Below are 17,585 nucleotides of genomic sequence, written 5' to 3'. Positions count from 1 at the left end.
ATTCTCATGTTGGAACTCGGTCAAGTGTGGGAGCGGGCTTGCTCGCGAAGGCGGCTTCGAATCCGCCACTCATTTCAGCGCCTCAGCCACTCCACCATCCCCCGCCCAGCCGCCCGCCCACTGGCAAAACACCCCGTCAGCAAATACCCACCCGTCGGCGCTTCCCAGTCCAGCATCTCCCCCGCACAAAACACCCCGGGCAATTGCTTGAGCATCAAGCGCTCATCCAGTGCTTCGAACGGCACGCCGCCAGCGGTGCTGATCGCCTCATCCATCGGCCGGGTTTTCACCAGGGTCAGCGGCAGGGATTTGATTGCGGCGGCCAGTTGCGCCAGGTCATTGAAGTGTTCCGCCGGCGCCAGCTCGCGCAGTAGCGCCGCTTTCACACCGTCCAGCCCCAACTGGCTGTGCAAGTGTTTGCTCATCGAGCGCGAACCACGGGGCTTGGCTAGCGCGGCGTGAATCTTGTCCACAGGCTTGCTCGGCAGCAGGTCGATATGCACGGTGGCCGAGCCGGTTTGGTTGATCGCCTCGCGAATCGGCGCAGACAGCGCGTAAATCAGGCTGCCCTCGATACCGGTGGCGGTGATGACGCACTCGCCGAGCCGAGGTTTGTCGTCACCCAAGCCGATGGCCACATTTTTCAACGGCGCGCCAGCGAATTTGCTGACCATCAACTCACTCCAGGCCGACACTTCGAAGCCGCAGTTGCTCGGTTGCAACGCGACAGTGGGCACGCCTTTGCCTTCCAGCAACGTGAGCCAGGCCCCGTCGGAACCCAGGCGCGACCAGCTGCCACCACCAAGGGCCAGCAGCACGGCATTGCTGTGGACAGTTTTTTCGCCGTCGGGACTGTGGATAAGTAAGTCACCGTCGGCGTTCCAGCCAGTCCAACGATGCCGGGTGTGGATAACCACGCCCTGGTCCCGCAGGCGCTTGAGCCAGGCGCGCAGTAACGGCGCGGCTTTCATGTCGGTAGGAAACACTCGGCCGGAGGTGCCGACAAAGGTTTCGATACCCAGCCCATGTATCCATTCGCACAACGCCTCGGCACCAAACCCACGCAGCAACGGGGCCATGTGTGGTGCACGCTCGGCGTAGCGCGACAGGAACGCCGGGTAGGCTTCGGAGTGGGTGATGTTCATGCCGCCCACGCCTGCCAGCAGGAATTTTCGTCCCACTGAAGGCATGCCGTCGTAGAGGTCCACCCGCACACCCGCCTGGCTCAGGACTTCAGCGGCCATCAGCCCGGCAGGGCCGCCGCCGATAATGGTGACGTGGTGGGGAGCGGTCTGGGACATGGCGAGGGCTACGGTCGGTTAAACAGGCCGAGCATTCTACCCGACGACAACACAAACAACTGATCAAAAAACGTACAGCTTCCTACAAGCTATACAGTTGCTGGCTTACAGCGGCTTACGCTCAAGTTATCCACAGGCCGTTCCACAGGCATTGTGGGTAACGCCCACAGTTCAATGACAGCCTGATGACGTCCATACCCGTTGTGCGCTGTGGTGCAGGATGCCGTGGCGTCGGGCCAGGGCAGGGCGGTCTTTGCTGTAGCCGCCGCCGATCACGCCCATCACCGGGATGTCGCGACCCAGACAGTGGCGCATCACGCTTTCATCGCGGGCGGCCACGCCTTGGTCTGTCAGCTTGAGGTAACCGAGGGCGTCGTCCTTGTGCACATCGACGCCGGCGTCGTACAGCACCAGGTCCGGCTGGTAGAGCGGCAGCAGGTAGTTGAGTGCGTCGTCCACCACCTTGAGGTAATCGGCGTCGCCCATGCCCATGGGCAGTGGGATGTCCCAGTCGCTCTGGGCCTTGCGCGCGGGGAAGTTCTTTTCACAGTGCAGCGACACGGTGATGGCGTCCGGCGTGTCGTGGAGGATGCGGGCAGTGCCATCACCCTGATGCACGTCGCAGTCGAAGATCAGCACACGGTTGACCCGGCCGCTGGCCAGCAGGTAATGGCTGATCACCGCCAGGTCATTGAAGATGCAGAAGCCCGCTGGGTAATCGTAGTGGGCGTGGTGGGTGCCACCGGCGAGGTGGCAGGCGAGGCCGTGTTCCAGCGCCTGTTCGGCGGCGAGGATCGAACCGCCGACCGCGCGCACCGTGCGCCGGGCCAGGGCTTCGTTCCACGGCAGGCCGAGGCGGCGCTGGTCTTCGCGGGACAGTTCGCCGCCCATGTAGCGTGCGATGTAGCCCGGATCATGGGCCAGGGCCAGGATGTCCGGCGGGCACAACGGCGGGCGCAGCAGTTGGCTGTCCTCGGTCAGCCCGCTGGACACGAGGTGGTCACGCAACAGGCGGAACTTGTCCATGGGGAAGCGGTGGTCCGCCGGGAACTCGGGGCTGTAGTCATCGTGGTAGATCAGTGGCAAAGGCATGGGATTTTCTGATGGGAACCTGCGACGGATCTTACCCGCGTTGTACACTCACGCACATGGCAAGGGAGGGGACCCATGGAGCCGATACTCGAACTGGAAAGCGCAAGGCTGGTGCTGCGCCAATGGCGCGACAGCGACCTGCCGGAGTTTGCGCGCATGTGCGCCGACGACCAGGTGATGCGCTACTTCCCGGCCAAATTGAGCCACCTGGAAAGCGCCGCGCTGATCGGGCGGATTCGCGGCCACTTCGCCGAATACGGCTTTGGCCTGTGGGCCTTGCAGCGCAAGGATACAGGCGAGTTCATCGGCCTCACCGGGCTGCTGAATGTCGGCTTTGACGCGGCGTTCACCCCGGCGGTCGAGATCGGCTGGCGCCTGGCCCGCGAGCATTGGGGCCTGGGTTACGCGAGCGAGGCGGCCTGGACCGCATTACGCGCGGGATTCGATCGCTTGCAACTGGATGAAATCGTCGCCTTCACCACTGAAGCCAACATGCCATCACAAAAAGTCATGCAGGCCATCGGTATGCATTACGATCCCCAGGCAGATTTTGCACACCCCAAGGTCGCAGCCGATGACCCGCTGCGCCATCATGTGTTGTACCGCATCACCCGCGCCCAATGGTTGGACACGCTGCACGGATAAGCAGCCCGGAATGCCCCATAGATTGTAGGAGTTGCTCTATGAGCCAAGTATTGGAAGATCTGGTGGACCTGCTGACCCTGGAGCCGATCGAGGAAAACCTCTTTCGCGGCCGCAGCCAGGACCTGGGTTTTCGCCAACTGTTCGGCGGCCAGGTGCTCGGCCAGTCTCTGTCGGCCGCCAGCCAGACCGTAGAAGAAGCGCGGCACGTGCACTCCCTGCATGGTTATTTCCTGCGCCCCGGCGATGCAAAATTGCCGGTGGTGTATTCGGTGGACCGCGTACGTGATGGCGGCAGTTTCAGCACCCGTCGCGTCACGGCGATTCAGAAAGGTCACCCGATTTTCACCTGCACCACGTCGTTTCAATACGACGAGGAAGGCTTCGATCACCAGACCACCATGCCCGTGGTGGTAGGCCCGGAGAACCTGCCGTCGGAGCTGGAGCTGACCCAGCAACGTGCGCACCTGATCCCCGAGCACATGCGCGACAAGCTGCTGTGCCCCAAGCCGATCGAAGTGCGCCCGGTCACTGAAAAAGACCCGTTCAACCCGCAGCCGTCCGATCCGGTCAAGTACGTGTGGTTTCGTGCTGATGGCGCGTTGGCCGACACGCCGGCGCTGCATAAATACTTGTTGGCCTACGCCTCGGATTTCGGTTTGCTGACCACCTCGTTGCTGCCCCATGGCAAGACCGTGTGGCAGAAAGACATGCAGGTCGCCAGCCTCGACCACGCGCTGTGGTTCCACGCCGACCTGCGCGCCGATGACTGGTTGCTCTACGCCATGGACAGCCCGTGGGCCGGCAATTCCCGTGGGTTTTCCCGGGGCAGCGTGTACAACCGCGCCGGGCAACTGGTGGCGTCGGTGACCCAGGAAGGTTTGATCCGCCATCGCAAGGATTGGGCATGAGCCTGTCAGACGTTAAACACTGGGTATTCGACATGGACGGCACCCTCACGGTGGCCGTGCATGATTTTGCGGCGATTCGCGAGGCGCTGGAGATTCCACCTGAGGACGACATCCTCACCCACCTGGCGGCGTTGCCCAAGGAGGTCGCGGCGGCCAAGCATGCGTGGTTGCTGGAGCATGAGCGCGAGCTGGCGCTGGGTTCAGTGGCCGCAGACGGCGCCGTGGACTTGGTGCGTGAGCTGGCCGGGCGCGGTTATCGTTTGGGCATCCTGACCCGCAACGCACGGGAATTGGCACACATCACCCTGGAGGCGATTGGCCTGGCGGACTGCTTTGCCGTCGATGATGTGCTGGGGCGTGATGATGCGAAGCCGAAGCCGGACCCGGATGGGTTGTTGAAGCTGGCGGCGGCGTGGGATGTGGCGCCGGGCGCGATGGTGATGGTGGGGGATTACCGCTTTGACCTGGATTGCGGCCGGGCGGCGGGGACGCGCACGGTGTTGGTCAACTTGCCGGAGAACCCGTGGCCGGCGCTTGTCGATTGGCATGCTGAGGATTGCTCAGTGTTGCGGCGGATGATTTAGATCGGCTTCTGACGATCAAAATGTGGGAGCGGGCTTGCTCGCGAAAGCGGTGGATCAGTCAGCATATTTGTTGCTGAAAAACCGCATTCGCGAGCAAGCCCGCTCCCACATTTTTTATCCAGTTTCGTCAGTTATTGTGCAAACAGGACTTTCTGGCCTTCAGGCGACGTAAACATCCCATCCCCGTTATGCCCCACCCCTGGCACTTCCACCAACCGATGACCCAACTGCGGATGCCGCTGCTTGAGGTAGTCAAAATAGTTATGCCCACGAACCAACCGATACGCCCCCTGGGTTTCGGCCTCACAGCCTTTGTCCAGCGCGTGATGATTCGGGTCGGTGTCCTGCTGGCCCAACAGGTAAGTGATGTTGCGAGACACGTAAGCCTGTTCAAGCTGCGCCGGGCTCTGGCCTTTGGCGTAGGCCGGCAAGTGCTGCATGCCGTATTTCCAGTCGTTGAACCCCGGGCAACTGGCCGCATCGAACTTCACCGGGCGCTGCGGGGTGAAGTAGGCGTAGGACGAAGGGTTCGCCACCACATACCGCAGGCTGATGCCTTCGGTTTGCAGCTTCGGATGGTCGTGGCTGGTGAGGGCAAAGCGCTGCACCACCTGGCCGCCACCGGAATGCCCGGCCACCACGATTTCCTTCAGCGCCGGGAACAGCTTGCGGTTGCCCAGGTGCTTGATGATTTGGTCGAGTGCGCCGTAGGAACTGATGTGACCCGGGCTGGTGGACGGTTCGCCGGCCATCCAGCCATTGTCGGTCCAGCGCAGGATCTGGTTATCCAGATGCTCGTGTTGCGCATCCGCCTCAATCAGAAAGCGCGGGGCGATGACCAAGGTGTTGGCGCCTTGTCCGGCATTTGCGGCGGCCTTTTCGCCACTTTCCAGGTAGGTCTGCGCGTCGCGCAGGCGACCGTGCACGATGATCAACGCACGGGTCACGTCTGGTAGCGGCTGGCGCCAATCCTGGCTCAGGCCGACGCTGAGGTCGCCGGCCTCCAGAGGGAATCGATCAAGACTGGCTTCCTTGGCACCGTGTCCGGCCGCCCAGGTTGAACAACTGACTAACAGGCCCAGCAGCAATCCCAATCGTTTATTCATTTAAAGACTCTTGGCGGAAAAGGTATCGCATTGAGTGATCTGGCCCTGGGCGAAGCCGGTCTTGAACCAGCGTACGCGCTGCGCCGAGGTGCCGTGGGTAAACGAGTCCGGCACCACGCGGCCCTGACCCTGTTGCTGCAAACGGTCATCGCCGATGGCGTTGGCCGCGTTCAGTGCTTCTTCGATGTCGCCGGGTTCCAGCCAGTTCAGGCGCTTTTGCGCGCGGTTGGCCCACACGCCGGCAAAGCAGTCGGCTTGCAGCTCCTGGCGCACCAGCAGGCCGCCGTCGCCTTGCATCTGCCGACCTTGCTGGCGGGCGGCCTGGATTTTCGACGAGATGCCCAGCAACGTCTGCACGTGGTGCCCGACTTCGTGGGCGATCACGTAGGCCTGGGCAAAGTCACCCGCGGCCTGGAAGCGTTGCGACATTTCCCGGAAGAAATCCAGGTCCAGGTACACCTGCTGGTCCGCCGGGCAATAGAACGGGCCGCTGGCCGACGTGGCCCCGCCGCAGGCGGAATTCACCCGGCCACGGAACAGTATCAGTTTCGGGTTCTTGTAGGCCAGGCCGTTTTCCTGGAACACCTGGGCCCAGGTGTCTTCGGTATCGCCGAGCACCGCGCGGACAAAATCCGCCTGCTCATCGTTGGCCGGTGGCGCCTGGCGCGTCTGGGTGCTGACCGACGGTGCCTGTTCCATCTGGCCGGTGAGCTGGCCGAGGATCTGCAACGGGTCCTGGCCGGTCAGCCAGCCAATGCCGACGATCAGCACGATGGCGGTCAGGCTCAGACCCTTGCCGCCGCCAAAGCGCATGCCGCCACCGCCGCCACTGTCATCGCGGGCATCCACCACGTTGTCGCTGCGTCGGCCTTTTTTCCATAGCATGTGGGCGGTCCTCTTGTGTCGGTGCATCTATAGGAGTGAGCGTGTTGTGGCGAGGGAGCTTGCTCCCGCTGGGCTGCGTAGCAGCCCCAAAAGCCTGGGAGCGCTGCGCACTCCAGCGGGAGCAAGCTCCCTCGCCACAACTGTAAGCCTGTTCCTGCAGTGTAGGGGGTGAGTATGGACGTTATTAGCGGCAGTAGCCTTCGCCGGTTGCCACGATCAGGCAGTCCTTTTTGTCCGCCAGCCACTTCAGGCCGGTGGCTTCGCCGTCACCGGCGCGCAGCAGTTGCGGGCCGTCCGGGCGGGTGAAGGCGATGCCGTCTTCGGCGGCTTCACCTTTGAAGGTGCCCGAGTCGTCGGCGTCGAGGCCGTATTGCATGGTGAGGAGGTAGTGACCACGGCCGATGCTGTCGTCCTTGGCGATGGTCAGGTTCAGGCCCTCGACGCCAATCCACTTGCCGACCCATTGGTCGGTGGGCGGGGTTGCCGGCACCAGGGTGGCTTGCACGGAGGCAGGCGCGGGCTTGGGGGCTTCCTTGGCTTCCTGGTTGCAAGCGGCAAGCAGGGCAACGGCAGACAGAACGAACAGGGTTTTTTTCATAACGGCAGGCCTTGGCTAAAAAGTGTGCAACGCACGGGCAAACGTGGGACGTTGGACTCGAATCCGCTGATTTAGTGCGCTGTTCGCACAGTGTTTGGTTATGCTCTTGGGGCAGACGCAGGCCCGGCTGCTAGATTACCGGGTTGAGCAGCCCGCGTTCAGCCCGTCATGCAAGAGAACTCAATGACCGTCAGCACTCCCCTCTCCGGCGTCAACCATCCCTTCAAAGGCATTTTGCTGATTGTGGTGGCGACTTTCCTGTTCTCCAGCCACGACGCCTTGTCCAAATACCTCGCCGGGTTCTACCCGATCGTGATGGTGGTGTGGGCGCGCTACCTGGTGCACACCTTGCTGATGGCGGGGATTTTCCTGCCGCAATCGGGCTTGCGCGTGCTGCGCAGCAAACGGCCGGGCATGCAGGTGGTGCGGGCGTTGTGCCTGTTGGGCACCAGCCTGTTCTTTACGGCGGCGCTGCATTACATCCCCCTGGCGGAAGCCACGGCGGTGAACTTCCTCGCGCCGATCCTGGTGACAGCCCTCTCGGTGCCGCTGCTTGGCGAGCATGTCACACGTGGCCAGTGGCTGGCGGTGATCTGCGGGTTTGTCGGCGTGTTGATCATCATCCACCCCGGCGGTGAGCTGTTCACCCCGGCGGTGCTGCTGCCGCTGTGTTCGGCGCTGTTCTTCTGCTTCTACCAGTTGCTCACGCGCATCCTCAGCCAATACGACACACCGACCACCAGCAACTTCTTCGCCGGCCTGTGCAATACCTTGGTGATGAGTGCGCTGGTGCCGTTCTTCTGGCAGATCCCGACGTGGTGGCACGGGGTGTTGATGCTGGCGCTGGGCACCTGTGGGATGACCGCGCACTTGCTGTTGACCCAGGCCTTCCGCTTCGCGGCGCCGGCCTTGCTGGCGCCGTTTGGCTATTGCCAGATCGTGTTTGCGGGGTTGTTGGGCTGGCTGGTGTTCAACCATACCCCCGACGTGACCACGGTGGTCGGCATCGGGGTGATCTGCATGAGCGGGCTGGCCGCTGCCTGGCAGCAGCGGCGTAGGTAGATTAAACCTCTACGGTAGGAATCTTGCGCGGGGCCATGAAGTACATCCAGGTCAGCGCAATGAAGTACATCGCCGGGATCAGGGTGAACAGCACGGTGTAGTTGTTGTTGGTCACGGTGAGGATGTGGCCGACGATCTGGGTCATGAACATGCCGCCGATGGCCGCGCACATGCCGCCGAAACCGAACACGGTGCTCATCATGTGCTTGGGCGTGTAGTCCATTACCAGGCTCCAGATGTTGGCGGTCCAGGCCTGGTGCGCACCGATGGCCAGGGAGATGGCAAACACCGCGACCCACAGTTGGCTGGAACCGGCGGCCATGATCACGCCGACGATGCAGCAGGCGAACAGCAGCATCGACAGCAACCGCGCCTTGATCGAGTTCATGCCACGGCCGATCAGGAACGACGACAGAATCCCCCCGCCCACACTGCCGAAGTCGGCTGTCAGGTAGATGATGATCAGCGGGATGCCCATCTGGGTCACGTTGATACCCAGGTTGTATTGCTGGTTCAGGAACGGCGGCAACCAATACAGGTAGAACCAGAACACCGGCGCGGTCAGCGCGTAGGCAATGGCGAAGGCCCAGGTACCGCGCATGCGCAAGATACGGCTGAACGGCACGCCCGGTTGTTCTGGCTCGACTTCCCGTTGCACGTAGTCCAGTTCCGATTGCTTAACACTCGGATGGTCTTCCGGGTTGTAGTACTTCAAACCCCAGAACACCAGCCAGATCGCGCCCAGCGAAGCCATGCACAGGAATGCGGCTTGCCAGCCCCACACGTGCAGGATCAGCGGCAGCAGCATCGGCGTCATCATCGCGCCAACGTTGGTACCGGCGTTGAAGATCCCGGTGGCCACCGCACGTTCACCGGCGGGGAACCACAGGCGCGTGGTCTTGACGCAGGCCGGGTAGTTGGCGGCCTCGGTCAGCCCGAGGATAAAGCGGCAGACCATGAAACCAACGGCCGACGTGGCCAGGCCGTGGGCACCGGTGGCCAGGCTCCACAACAGCACGGCGCAGAAGAACACGCGTTTGACGCCGACGCGGTCGATCAAGCGGCCCTGCAGCACAAAGCCGATGGCGTAGCCGACCTGGAACCAGAAGTTGATGTTGGCGTAGTCCATCGCCGTCCAGCTCATCTCCTTCGCCAGGATCGGTTGCATCACGCCCAGGGCGGCTCGGTCGATGTAGTTCAGGGTGGTGGCGAAGAACACCAGGGCCAACATGCCCCAGCGAGTCTTACCCACGGCCATGGCGCCGCGGATCTTGTCGCCGATGCCGGCGTGCGGGGTGCCGGGGCGCGCGGCCAGGGCGGAATTTTGCAGAGGCATGAGGTCGTACCCGTTTTTTGAAATTTTTATGGTGTGTTCTGGGTCAGGTTGCGTCGTTGATGGTGCGCAGCGGCTAAAAAATCGTCAATTCGCCAAAGCGGCTTAGTGTTCGATAATCGCACCAAAAACTAACCGGTTCGTACATTTTAATTGCTGTGGGTAGACTGGGGGCGAATAATTTGGCGCAAACAATAATTGCCGGGAGTCGCCCCATGCAACGTTCCATTGCCACCGTTTCCTTGAGCGGCACCCTGCCGGAAAAACTCGAAGCCATCGCCGCCGCCGGGTTTGATGGCGTGGAGATCTTCGAGAACGACCTGTTGTATTACGACGGCAGCCCCCGCGAAGTTAGGCAGATGTGTGCCGACCTGGGGATTGCCATCACCTTGTTCCAGCCGTTTCGCGATTTTGAAGGCTGCCGTCGCGACCGCCTGGCACGCAACCTGGAGCGCGCCGAGCGCAAGTTCGACCTGATGCAGGAACTGGGCACCGACCTAGTGCTGGTGTGCAGCAACGCTTCCGCCGATTGCGTGGGCGATGAGCGCATTTTGCTCGACGATCTCAGCCTGTTGGCCGAACATGCCGGCCGCCGTGGCTTGCGCATCGGTTACGAGGCGCTGGCCTGGGGCAAGCATGTGAACACCTGGCAGCAGGTGTGGAACCTGGTGCGCCAGGTCGATCACCCAGCCCTCGGCGTGCTGCTCGACAGCTTCCATACCTTGTCGCTCAAGGGCGACCCGAGCGGCATCGCGCAGATTCCCGGCGACAAGATTTTCTTTGTGCAAATGGCCGACGCGCCGATCCTGGCCATGGATGTGCTGGAGTGGAGCCGGCATTTCCGCTGCTTCCCGGGGCAGGGCGAATTCGACCTGGCGGGCTTTCTTGCACCGATCATCCAGAGTGGCTACACAGGGCCCTTGTCCCTGGAGATTTTCAACGACGGTTTCCGCGCCGCGCCGACCCGGGCGAATGCGGCGGACGGCCTGCGCTCCTTGCTGTACCTGGAAGAGAAAACCCGCGAGCGCCTGCAACAGCAAGCACCGGCGCAACCGGTGGAAATTCTGTTCGACACCCCGGCCGCCAGCGAATACGACGGCATCGAGTTCCTCGAATTCGCCGTGGACGAAAGCCTCGGCGCCAAGCTGACTCATTGGCTGGAACGCCTTGGCTTCGTCAAGGCCGGCCAGCACCGCTCCAAGAGCGTGAGCCTGTTGCGCCAGGGTGATATCAACCTGATCCTCAATTGCGAACCCTATTCCTTCGCCCACAACTTTTTCGAGGCCCACGGCCCGTCGTTGTGCGCCACGGCGCTGCGGGTCAAGGACAGCGCCAAGGCCCTGGAGCGGGCGGTGGCCTACAAGGGCCAGCCCTATCGTGGCTTGGTCGGCCCCAATGAGCTGGAACTGGCCGCCGTACGCGCGCCGGATGGCAGCCTGATTTACCTGGTGGACCCTAGCGAAGGCACGCTGTACGACACCGACTTCAACCTGCAAACCGCGCCGGCTGCCGGTGGTGGCTTGCTGCGCATCGACCATATGGCCATGGCGCTGCCGGCCGACAGCCTCGACAGTTGGGTGCTGTTCTACAAGAGCCTGCTGGATTTCGAGGCCGACGACGAAGTGGTGTTGCCCGATCCCTACGGCCTGGTGAAAAGCCGCGCGCTGCGCAGCCGTTGCAGCTCCGTTCGTCTGCCGCTGAATATTTCCGAGAACCGCAACACGGCGATTTCCCACGCGCTATCGAGCTATCGCGGTTCGGGTGTGCACCACATTGCCTTCGACTGCGCGGATATTTTCGCCGAGGTACGCCGGGCCAAAGACGCGGGCGTGCCGCTGCTGGATATCCCGCTCAACTATTACGATGACCTCGCGGCGCGGTTTGATTTCGACGACGAGTTCCTCAGTGAGCTGGCGTACTACAACGTGTTGTACGACCGCGACGCCAACGGTGGTGAGCTGTTTCACGTGTACACCGAACCGTTCGAAGGGCGGTTCTTCTTCGAGATCATCCAGCGCAAGAACGGTTATGCCGGTTACGGCGCAGCCAACGTGGCGGTGCGCCTGGCGGCCATGGCCAAATCCCGCAGCGGTGCGGTGCGCCAAGCGCGGTTGTGAGCAATGGCGCGGTGCTTCCTTCGGGGAGCGCCGCAGCCCATAATCGGCGCCTGCACAATAAAAACGGCCGTGAGCGCACCATGACCCTGACTCCCGACCTCTCCGTAGCGTCCGAAACGCCGCGCAAGAGTCGTAAGAACAACCCGGAAAAGACCCGCGAAAACATCCTGCAGGAAGCGATCGTCGAGTTTGTCCAGCAAGGCCTGTCCGGCGCGCGCGTGGACGCCATCGCCGAGCGCATCCACACCTCTAAACGCATGATCTATTACTACTTCGGCAGCAAGGAGCAGTTGTACGTCGAGGTGCTGGAGAAGCTTTACGGCGACATCCGCAACACTGAAACCCGGATGAATCTAACCGCCCTGGAGCCCCGCGAAGCGATCCGTCGGCTGGTGGAGTTCACCTTTGATCACCATGACCAGAACGTGGATTTTGTGCGCATCGTCAGCATCGAAAATATCCACAACGCCGAGTACGTGAAGCGTTCGGAGTCGATCAAGGCGATGAACAGCAACATCCTTGAAGCCCTCGGCGCGACCCTGCGTCGTGGGGCGGAGATGGGCGTGTTTCGTGCGGGGCTGGAGCCGTTGGATGTGCACCTGCTGATCAACTCATTCAGCTTTTACCGGGTGTCCAACCGCCATACCTTCAGTGAGATTTTCCAGATCGAGCTGTCGGATGATGCCATCAAGCAACGGCATCGGGACATGATTTGTGAGTCGGTGATGCGGTACCTGCAGGCCTGAGGCTAACGCGACTCTTCGAGTGGAATGCAACCTAAATGTGGGAGCGGGCTTGCTCGCGAATGCGGTGTGTCAGTCTACATATCCTTCACTGATACACCGCATTCGCGAGCAAGCCCGCTCCCACATTTTTTGATCCGGTTTCTTCAGTTTAGTGATTCATGGCCTGAAAGTGCGCCAGCATCCGCTGCGCATCTGGCGCTTCGCCACTGAACAGCTCAAACGCCTTCACCGCCTGAAACACCGCCATGTTGCCGCCATCCAGCGTGCGGCAACCCAGGGCCCGGGCGTCGCGCAGCAGTTCTGTTTCCAGCGGGAAGTACACGATTTCCGCCACCCACACCTCAGCCCGCAGCAAGGCCGCCGGCACCGGTGTGCCCGGCAGCTTGGCCATGCCCATCGGTGTGGTGTTGACCACGCCATCGGCCTCCGCCATGGCATTTTCCAAGTGGTTGCCGACCTGGGCGCGGCCTGGGCCGAAACGCTGGCTGAGGTTGTCTACCAGGTCTTGGGCGCGAGCGCTGTCCAGGTCGAAAATGCTCAAGTGTTCGACACCTTCGGCCAATAGCGCGTGGGCCACCGCCGCACCTGCGCCGCCAGCGCCCATTTGCACTACACGCCGACGCACGACATCACTCAAGTTACGGCGAAAACCCTCCGCGAAGCCCAGGCAGTCGGTGTTGTGGCCGATGCGCTTGCCGTCCTTGAACACCACCGTATTCACCGCGCCGATGCCGCGAGCCTCGTCGGACAGTTCATCGAGCAACGGTAGGATCGCCTGCTTGCACGGGTAGGTAATGTTCAGCCCGGTGAACTGCATCAACTCGGCGGCGTCCAGCAGGTCGGGCAGGGCATCGACGTTCAGCTGCATCGGATCCAGGTCGATCAGGCGATACAGGTAGCGCAAGCCTTGGGCGTCGCCTTCCTGTTCATGCAGGGCGGGGGTACGGGAAGCCTGGATGCCGGAGCCGATCAGGCCGGCGAGAATGCGCGGCTTCATGCGTTCAACACCTGGCTGAAATGTTCCAGGGCCAAGTGGTAGCCATGGCTGCCAAAACCGGCCAGCACGGCCTTGGCGATGGGTGACACAAACGAGTGATGACGGAACGCTTCACGGGCATGCACGTTGGACAAATGCACTTCGATCACCGGTACTTCACTGGCTACCAGTGCGTCGCGGATGGCGACGGAGGTGTGCGTCCACGCGGCCGGGTTGATCACGATACCGGCGCAACGGGTGCGGGCACCGTGGATCCAGTCGAGCAGTTCGCCTTCGTGGTTGGTCTGGCGAAATTCGATTTTCAGCCCGAGCTTCTCGGCGCTGCGCCCGCACAACGCGGCGATGTCGGCCAGGGTTTCATGGCCGTAGGTTGCAGGCTCACGGGTGCCGAGCAGGTTGAGGTTGGGGCCGTTGAGCACCAGCACGATAGGCGGCATGGGAGGGTCTCCACAGTTATTGTTAGTTGTGGAAGTAAAATGTACTGAATGGTTAATTTGGTCAATCGACGGCGGAGGATATGTTCGATTACCGAACGGTTATGCGCGGTAACAACACGGTATTCGACGCTTGGTTCCCGGTTACTAGTCTGCGAAACAGCTTCAGGATTTTGGAGCCGGTTGTCGGGTGACATGGGGCGAAATTGTTACCGGGCGGAAAATAACCTAACAGATGGGTTACGATGCGAATAGGTACTTACAAGGGATTTGTGATTTCAGTGTTGCTCAGGGATGAACATTGCCCGCCGCATGTTCATGTAAGGGGTACGGGTTGGGATGCGCGCTTTCGTTTCAGCTTTCTGGATGACAGCGTGGAGTTGTGGGATGTGGACCCTGAACGGCGGCGGCCGCCCGGTGCAGTTCTGCTGGGTATTCGTCAGGCGTTGATGCAGCGGCATTATCTGGCGCGGGCGCGGAGGATTTGGTGGGAGAAAATTCAGACGGTTTGTTTGGAGAACCATTCCTGGGACTTGGGGGCGGATGAGGTGGTGTCGGGATTGGTCATCCGGCCGGGTGTCCATGTAATCGCACGCGCTTGGCACGATGCTGTGGGGCAGCAGACAATTTTGAATCTGGTGAGGATTCCAGTATGGGTGAAGATAAATTTGTAAAAGTCGTAAAAGCCAAAGTCCGGCCCTATGTGCCGCTCACCGAGGCCGATATTGATAAAGCGATAGCCCGTGGGCGCAAGACCAGGCGTTTGTATGCCAACGCCAGCTCGGTGCGCTATGAAGACCAGAGTATCTCCATAGGCTTCAGCGACGGCAGCCGAGTCTCTTTACCCGTAGCGGGCCTTCCTGAGTTCGAGGGGTTTTCCTTGGAGGACTTCCAGCAGTTGGAGGTCGGTTTTGACGGTAAGGCCCTGTGCTGTGAACCTCAGGACATGGACGTGTCTATCACCGGCCTGATTGCCACGAGCCAGCCACTGATGGAGCTGGCGGTAAGCCTGGTGGCCGCGCGCAACGGTCGCAAGAGCAGCGCTGCCAAAGCGGCTGCCGCCCGTGCCAATGGCAAGAAGGGCGGGCGGCCGCGCAAGGACACTCCGAAACCTGACGATTTAACTGATGCATGAAAGCTGTGTTGGGAGTGGGCTTGTGTGGGAGCGGGCTTGCTCGCGAATGCGGTGTGTCAGCTTAAGCAACTGTGACTGACACTCTGCCTTCGCGAGCAAGCCCGCTCCCACACAAGCCCGCTCCAACAGGGGGATGTGGGTGGCTGACAGGTCTAGCGACGCGTCAGCAGCACGCCTGATTCCATGTGGTGCGTCCACGGGAACTGGTCAAACATCGCACACTGGGTAATACGGTGCGTGTCATGCAGTTGCGCGATGTTCGCCGCCAACGTCTCTGGGTTGCATGAGATGTACAGGATGTTGTCGAAACGCCGGGTCAGCTCGCAGGTGTCCGGGTCCATGCCGGCACGCGGCGGATCGACGAACACGCTGCCGAATTCGTAGCTCTTGAGGTCGATGCCGTGCAAGCGACGGAACGGGCGCACTTCATTCAGGGCTTCGGTGAGTTCTTCGGCGGAGAGGCGCACCAGGGTGACGTTCTCCACCGCATTTTCATCGAGGTTGCTCAGGGCGGCATTGACCGAGGTCTTGCTGATCTCGGTGGCCAGCACTTTTCGCACGCGGGTTGCCAGGGGCAGGGTGAAGTTGCCGTTGCCGCAGTACAGCTCCAGCAGGTCATCCGGGCGATCGCCCAGCGCTTCATAGGCCCAGTTGAGCATCTTCTGGTTCACGGTGCCGTTGGGCTGGGTGAACGCGCCTTCGGGTTGGCGATAGCTGAAGGTGCGACCGCCGACGTCGAGTTTCTCCACCACGTAGTCCTGGCCGATCACATCGCGTTTGCCCTTGGAGCGGCCGATGATGCTCACGTTCAAGTCCGCCGCCAGTTTGTTCGCGGCAGTGTGCCAATGCTCGTCCAGCGGGCGGTGATAGCACAGGGTGATCATCGCGTCGCCGGCCAGGGTGGTGAGGAACTCCACCTGGAACAGCTTGTGGCTCAGGGCGGCGCTGGCTTGCCAGGCGGCCTTGAGTTGCGGCATCAACTGGTTGATGCGCAGGCTGGCGATGGGGAATTCTTCGATCAGGATCGGCGTGCGCTTGTCGTCCTGGGAAAACATCGCGTAGTGGCGATCACCGCCTTCGCGCCACAGGCGGAACTCCGCCCGCAGGCGGAAGTTCTGCAGCGGCGAGTCGAATACCTGTGGTTCAGGCGCATCGAACGGGGCCAACAGGTCACGCAAGCGCGTGACCTTGTCTTGCAGTTGAGCGGTGTAGCTTGCGGCGTCAAAAGTCATGCGTTGAACCAGCCCAGCTTGATCACAAACAGAATCGACAGAATCACCAGCGCCGGGTTCAGCTCACGGTAGCGGCCCGAAAGCAGCTTGATGGCGGTCCAGGCGATGAAACCGAAGGCGATGCCGTTGGCGATGGAGTAAGTGAAGGGCATCGCCAGGGCGGTGATCACCACCGGCGCTGCAACAGTGATGTCATCCCAGTCGATTTCCGCCAGGCCCTGGGTCATCAGCACAGCCACGAACAGCAGCGCGGGTGCGGTGGCGAACGCCGGGACGCTGCCCGCCAGTGGCGAGAAGAACAGGGCCAGCAGGAACAGGATCGCCACGACGATGGCGGTCAAACCGGTACGGCCACCGGCGCTCACGCCCGCGGCGGACTCGATATAGCTGGTGGTGGTCGACGTACCCAGCAGTGAACCGGCCATGGCGGCGGTGCTGTCGGCAATCAGCGCACGGCCCATTTTTGGCATGTGGCCGTCCTTGCCCATCAGGCCGGCGCGCTTGGCGACGCCGATCAGGGTGCCGGAGTTGTCGAACAAGTCCACGAACAGGAAAGCGAAGATCACGCTGACCAAGCCGATATCCAGCGCGCCCTTGATGTCCAGTTGCAGGAAGGTCGGGCCCAGGGACGGTGGCATCGACACCACGCCGCCGAATGGGGTCACGCCCAAGGCGATGGACGCGATGGTCACCGCGAGGATGCCGATCAGCACCGCGCCGCGCACGGCCAGGGCTTCCAGCGCGACGATCAGCACGAAACCGAGGGTGGCAAGGATAGGCGCTGCTTTGGTCAGGTCACCGAGGCCAACCATGGTGGCCGGGTTGCTGACGACGATGTCGGCGTTGTGCAGGGCGATCAACGCCAGGAACAGGCCGATACCCGCGGCAATCGCCGAGCGCAGGGGCAGGGGGATGGCGTTGATGATCCACTCACGGATACGGAAGATCGACAGCAGGAAGAACAACACCGCCGAAATGAATACCGCGCCCAGCGCCACCTGCCAGGTATGGCCCATGTGCAGGACCACGGTGTAGGTAAAGAAGGCGTTGAGGCCCATGCCCGGCGCCAGTGCGATCGGGTAGTTGGCGATCAGGCCCATCACGGTCGAACCGATGGCCGCCGCCAGGCAGGTCGCGACAAACACCGCGCCCTTGTCCATGCCGGTCTGGCTGAGGATGCTCGGGTTGACGAACAGGATGTAGGCCATGGCCAGGAATGTGGTGATACCCGCGAGGATCTCGGTGCGCACATTGGTGTTGTGGGCTTTGAGTTGAAACAGCTTTTCCAGCATGCCGGCTCCCTGTGACGCTATTTTGCGTCGTGATTTGTTGACCTCTAAGTCAAAGCACAAACTGCGCCAAGCGCCTGTGGTTTCAGAGAGGATCGGAAAAAGCGGCGCATCATACCAG

Annotated in this window: 18 protein-coding genes; 8 read left to right on the top strand and 10 right to left on the bottom strand. The window is 61.7% G+C overall.

Annotated elements, in window-relative coordinates; genetic code table 11:
* Positions 1–74 precede the first annotated feature (74 nt).
* Positions 75–1,301: a TIGR03862 family flavoprotein gene (locus tag DBR46_RS21575; RefSeq protein ID WP_124527823.1), complete on the bottom strand. Its 1,227-nt coding sequence runs from the start codon at positions 1,299–1,301 to the stop codon at positions 75–77.
* Positions 1,302–1,472: 171 nt separating this feature from the next.
* A complete protein-coding gene (locus DBR46_RS21570) occupies positions 1,473–2,393 on the bottom strand; it encodes a histone deacetylase (protein WP_124527822.1) in 921 nt (306 codons plus the stop codon).
* A 75-nt stretch (positions 2,394–2,468) separates the two neighbouring features.
* Here DBR46_RS21570 and DBR46_RS21565 point away from each other — a divergent pair, with 75 nt between their 5' ends.
* Genes DBR46_RS21565 through DBR46_RS21555 form a run of 3 tightly spaced genes read left to right on the top strand, consistent with a single transcriptional unit; the run spans position 2,469 to position 4,530 of the window.
* On the top strand, positions 2,469–3,038 hold the full coding sequence (locus DBR46_RS21565; RefSeq protein ID WP_017737390.1) for a GNAT family N-acetyltransferase: 570 nt from the start codon (positions 2,469–2,471) through the stop codon (positions 3,036–3,038).
* A gap of 38 nt (positions 3,039–3,076) precedes the next feature.
* Positions 3,077–3,946 carry an acyl-CoA thioesterase II gene (gene tesB / locus DBR46_RS21560; RefSeq protein WP_124527821.1) on the top strand — a complete coding sequence of 290 codons (870 nt, stop codon included), beginning with the start codon at positions 3,077–3,079 and terminating at the stop codon, positions 3,944–3,946.
* Positions 3,943–4,530, top strand: coding sequence for an HAD family hydrolase (locus DBR46_RS21555; protein ID WP_124527820.1), 588 nt, complete (start codon positions 3,943–3,945; stop codon positions 4,528–4,530). Before tesB ends, DBR46_RS21555 begins: the two co-directional genes overlap by 4 nt.
* A 131-nt stretch (positions 4,531–4,661) precedes the next feature.
* Here DBR46_RS21555 and DBR46_RS21550 read toward each other — a convergent pair whose 3' ends face one another.
* The 3 genes from DBR46_RS21550 to DBR46_RS21540 all read right to left on the bottom strand — a co-directional run bounded on the left by DBR46_RS21550 (position 4,662) and on the right by DBR46_RS21540 (position 7,119).
* Complete coding sequence (locus tag DBR46_RS21550) at positions 4,662–5,636, bottom strand: alpha/beta hydrolase (RefSeq protein WP_124527819.1); 975 nt, start codon at positions 5,634–5,636, stop codon at positions 4,662–4,664.
* Positions 5,637–6,521 carry a neutral zinc metallopeptidase gene (locus tag DBR46_RS21545; RefSeq protein ID WP_124527818.1) on the bottom strand — a complete coding sequence of 295 codons (885 nt, stop codon included), beginning with the start codon at positions 6,519–6,521 and terminating at the stop codon, positions 5,637–5,639. It abuts the gene before it with no gap.
* Positions 6,522–6,705: 184 nt separating this feature from the next.
* Positions 6,706–7,119 (bottom strand): membrane lipoprotein lipid attachment site-containing protein, encoded by a 414-nt coding sequence (locus DBR46_RS21540; protein ID WP_124527817.1) that lies wholly within the window; start codon positions 7,117–7,119, stop codon positions 6,706–6,708.
* 183 nt (positions 7,120–7,302) lie between these two features.
* On the opposite strand from DBR46_RS21540, the gene DBR46_RS21535 reads away from it, so the two are divergent.
* Positions 7,303–8,181 carry a DMT family transporter gene (locus tag DBR46_RS21535; protein ID WP_124527816.1) on the top strand — a complete coding sequence of 293 codons (879 nt, stop codon included), beginning with the start codon at positions 7,303–7,305 and terminating at the stop codon, positions 8,179–8,181.
* A gap of 1 nt (position 8,182) precedes the next feature.
* Here the strand turns inward: DBR46_RS21535 and DBR46_RS21530 are convergent, their stop codons facing one another.
* Complete coding sequence (locus tag DBR46_RS21530; protein ID WP_124527815.1) at positions 8,183–9,517, bottom strand: MFS transporter; 1,335 nt, start codon at positions 9,515–9,517, stop codon at positions 8,183–8,185.
* A gap of 212 nt (positions 9,518–9,729) precedes the next feature.
* On the opposite strand from DBR46_RS21530, the gene quiC reads away from it, so the two are divergent.
* Entirely contained in the window at positions 9,730–11,631 is a 1,902-nt protein-coding gene (gene quiC / locus DBR46_RS21525) for a 3-dehydroshikimate dehydratase QuiC (RefSeq protein WP_124527814.1), read from the top strand.
* Positions 11,632–11,711: 80 nt separating this feature from the next.
* A complete protein-coding gene (locus tag DBR46_RS21520; RefSeq protein ID WP_124527813.1) occupies positions 11,712–12,377 on the top strand; it encodes a TetR/AcrR family transcriptional regulator in 666 nt (221 codons plus the stop codon).
* Between the two features lie 148 nt (positions 12,378–12,525).
* Here DBR46_RS21520 and DBR46_RS21515 read toward each other — a convergent pair whose 3' ends face one another.
* Both DBR46_RS21515 and aroQ read right to left on the bottom strand, forming a co-directional pair.
* Positions 12,526–13,374: a shikimate dehydrogenase gene (locus DBR46_RS21515; protein WP_124527812.1), complete on the bottom strand. Its 849-nt coding sequence runs from the start codon at positions 13,372–13,374 to the stop codon at positions 12,526–12,528.
* Entirely contained in the window at positions 13,371–13,811 is a 441-nt protein-coding gene (gene aroQ / locus DBR46_RS21510; protein WP_124527811.1) for a type II 3-dehydroquinate dehydratase, read from the bottom strand. Before aroQ ends, DBR46_RS21515 begins: the two co-directional genes overlap by 4 nt.
* A gap of 242 nt (positions 13,812–14,053) precedes the next feature.
* Here aroQ and DBR46_RS21505 point away from each other — a divergent pair, with 242 nt between their 5' ends.
* Positions 14,054–14,482, top strand: a complete 429-nt coding sequence (locus tag DBR46_RS21505; RefSeq protein WP_124527810.1) for a DUF4160 domain-containing protein — start codon at positions 14,054–14,056, stop codon at positions 14,480–14,482.
* Positions 14,461–14,943, top strand: a complete 483-nt coding sequence (locus DBR46_RS21500; RefSeq protein ID WP_124527809.1) for a DUF2442 domain-containing protein — start codon at positions 14,461–14,463, stop codon at positions 14,941–14,943. Before DBR46_RS21505 ends, DBR46_RS21500 begins: the two co-directional genes overlap by 22 nt.
* Before the next feature lie 152 nt (positions 14,944–15,095).
* On the opposite strand, the gene trmA is transcribed toward DBR46_RS21500, so the two are convergent.
* Complete coding sequence (trmA, locus tag DBR46_RS21495; RefSeq protein WP_124527808.1) at positions 15,096–16,175, bottom strand: tRNA (uridine(54)-C5)-methyltransferase TrmA; 1,080 nt, start codon at positions 16,173–16,175, stop codon at positions 15,096–15,098.
* Positions 16,172–17,467, bottom strand: coding sequence for an NCS2 family permease (locus DBR46_RS21490; protein WP_017737405.1), 1,296 nt, complete (start codon positions 17,465–17,467; stop codon positions 16,172–16,174). Before DBR46_RS21490 ends, trmA begins: the two co-directional genes overlap by 4 nt.
* Between the last annotated feature and the right edge of the window lie 118 nt (positions 17,468–17,585).

It is taken from the genome of Pseudomonas sp. KBW05, assembly GCF_003852405.1.
Taxonomy (GTDB): Bacteria; Pseudomonadota; Gammaproteobacteria; order Pseudomonadales; family Pseudomonadaceae; genus Aquipseudomonas.
The sequence above is the reverse complement of the archived record's forward strand: the minus strand, read 5'-3'. Positions and strand labels throughout refer to the sequence as shown.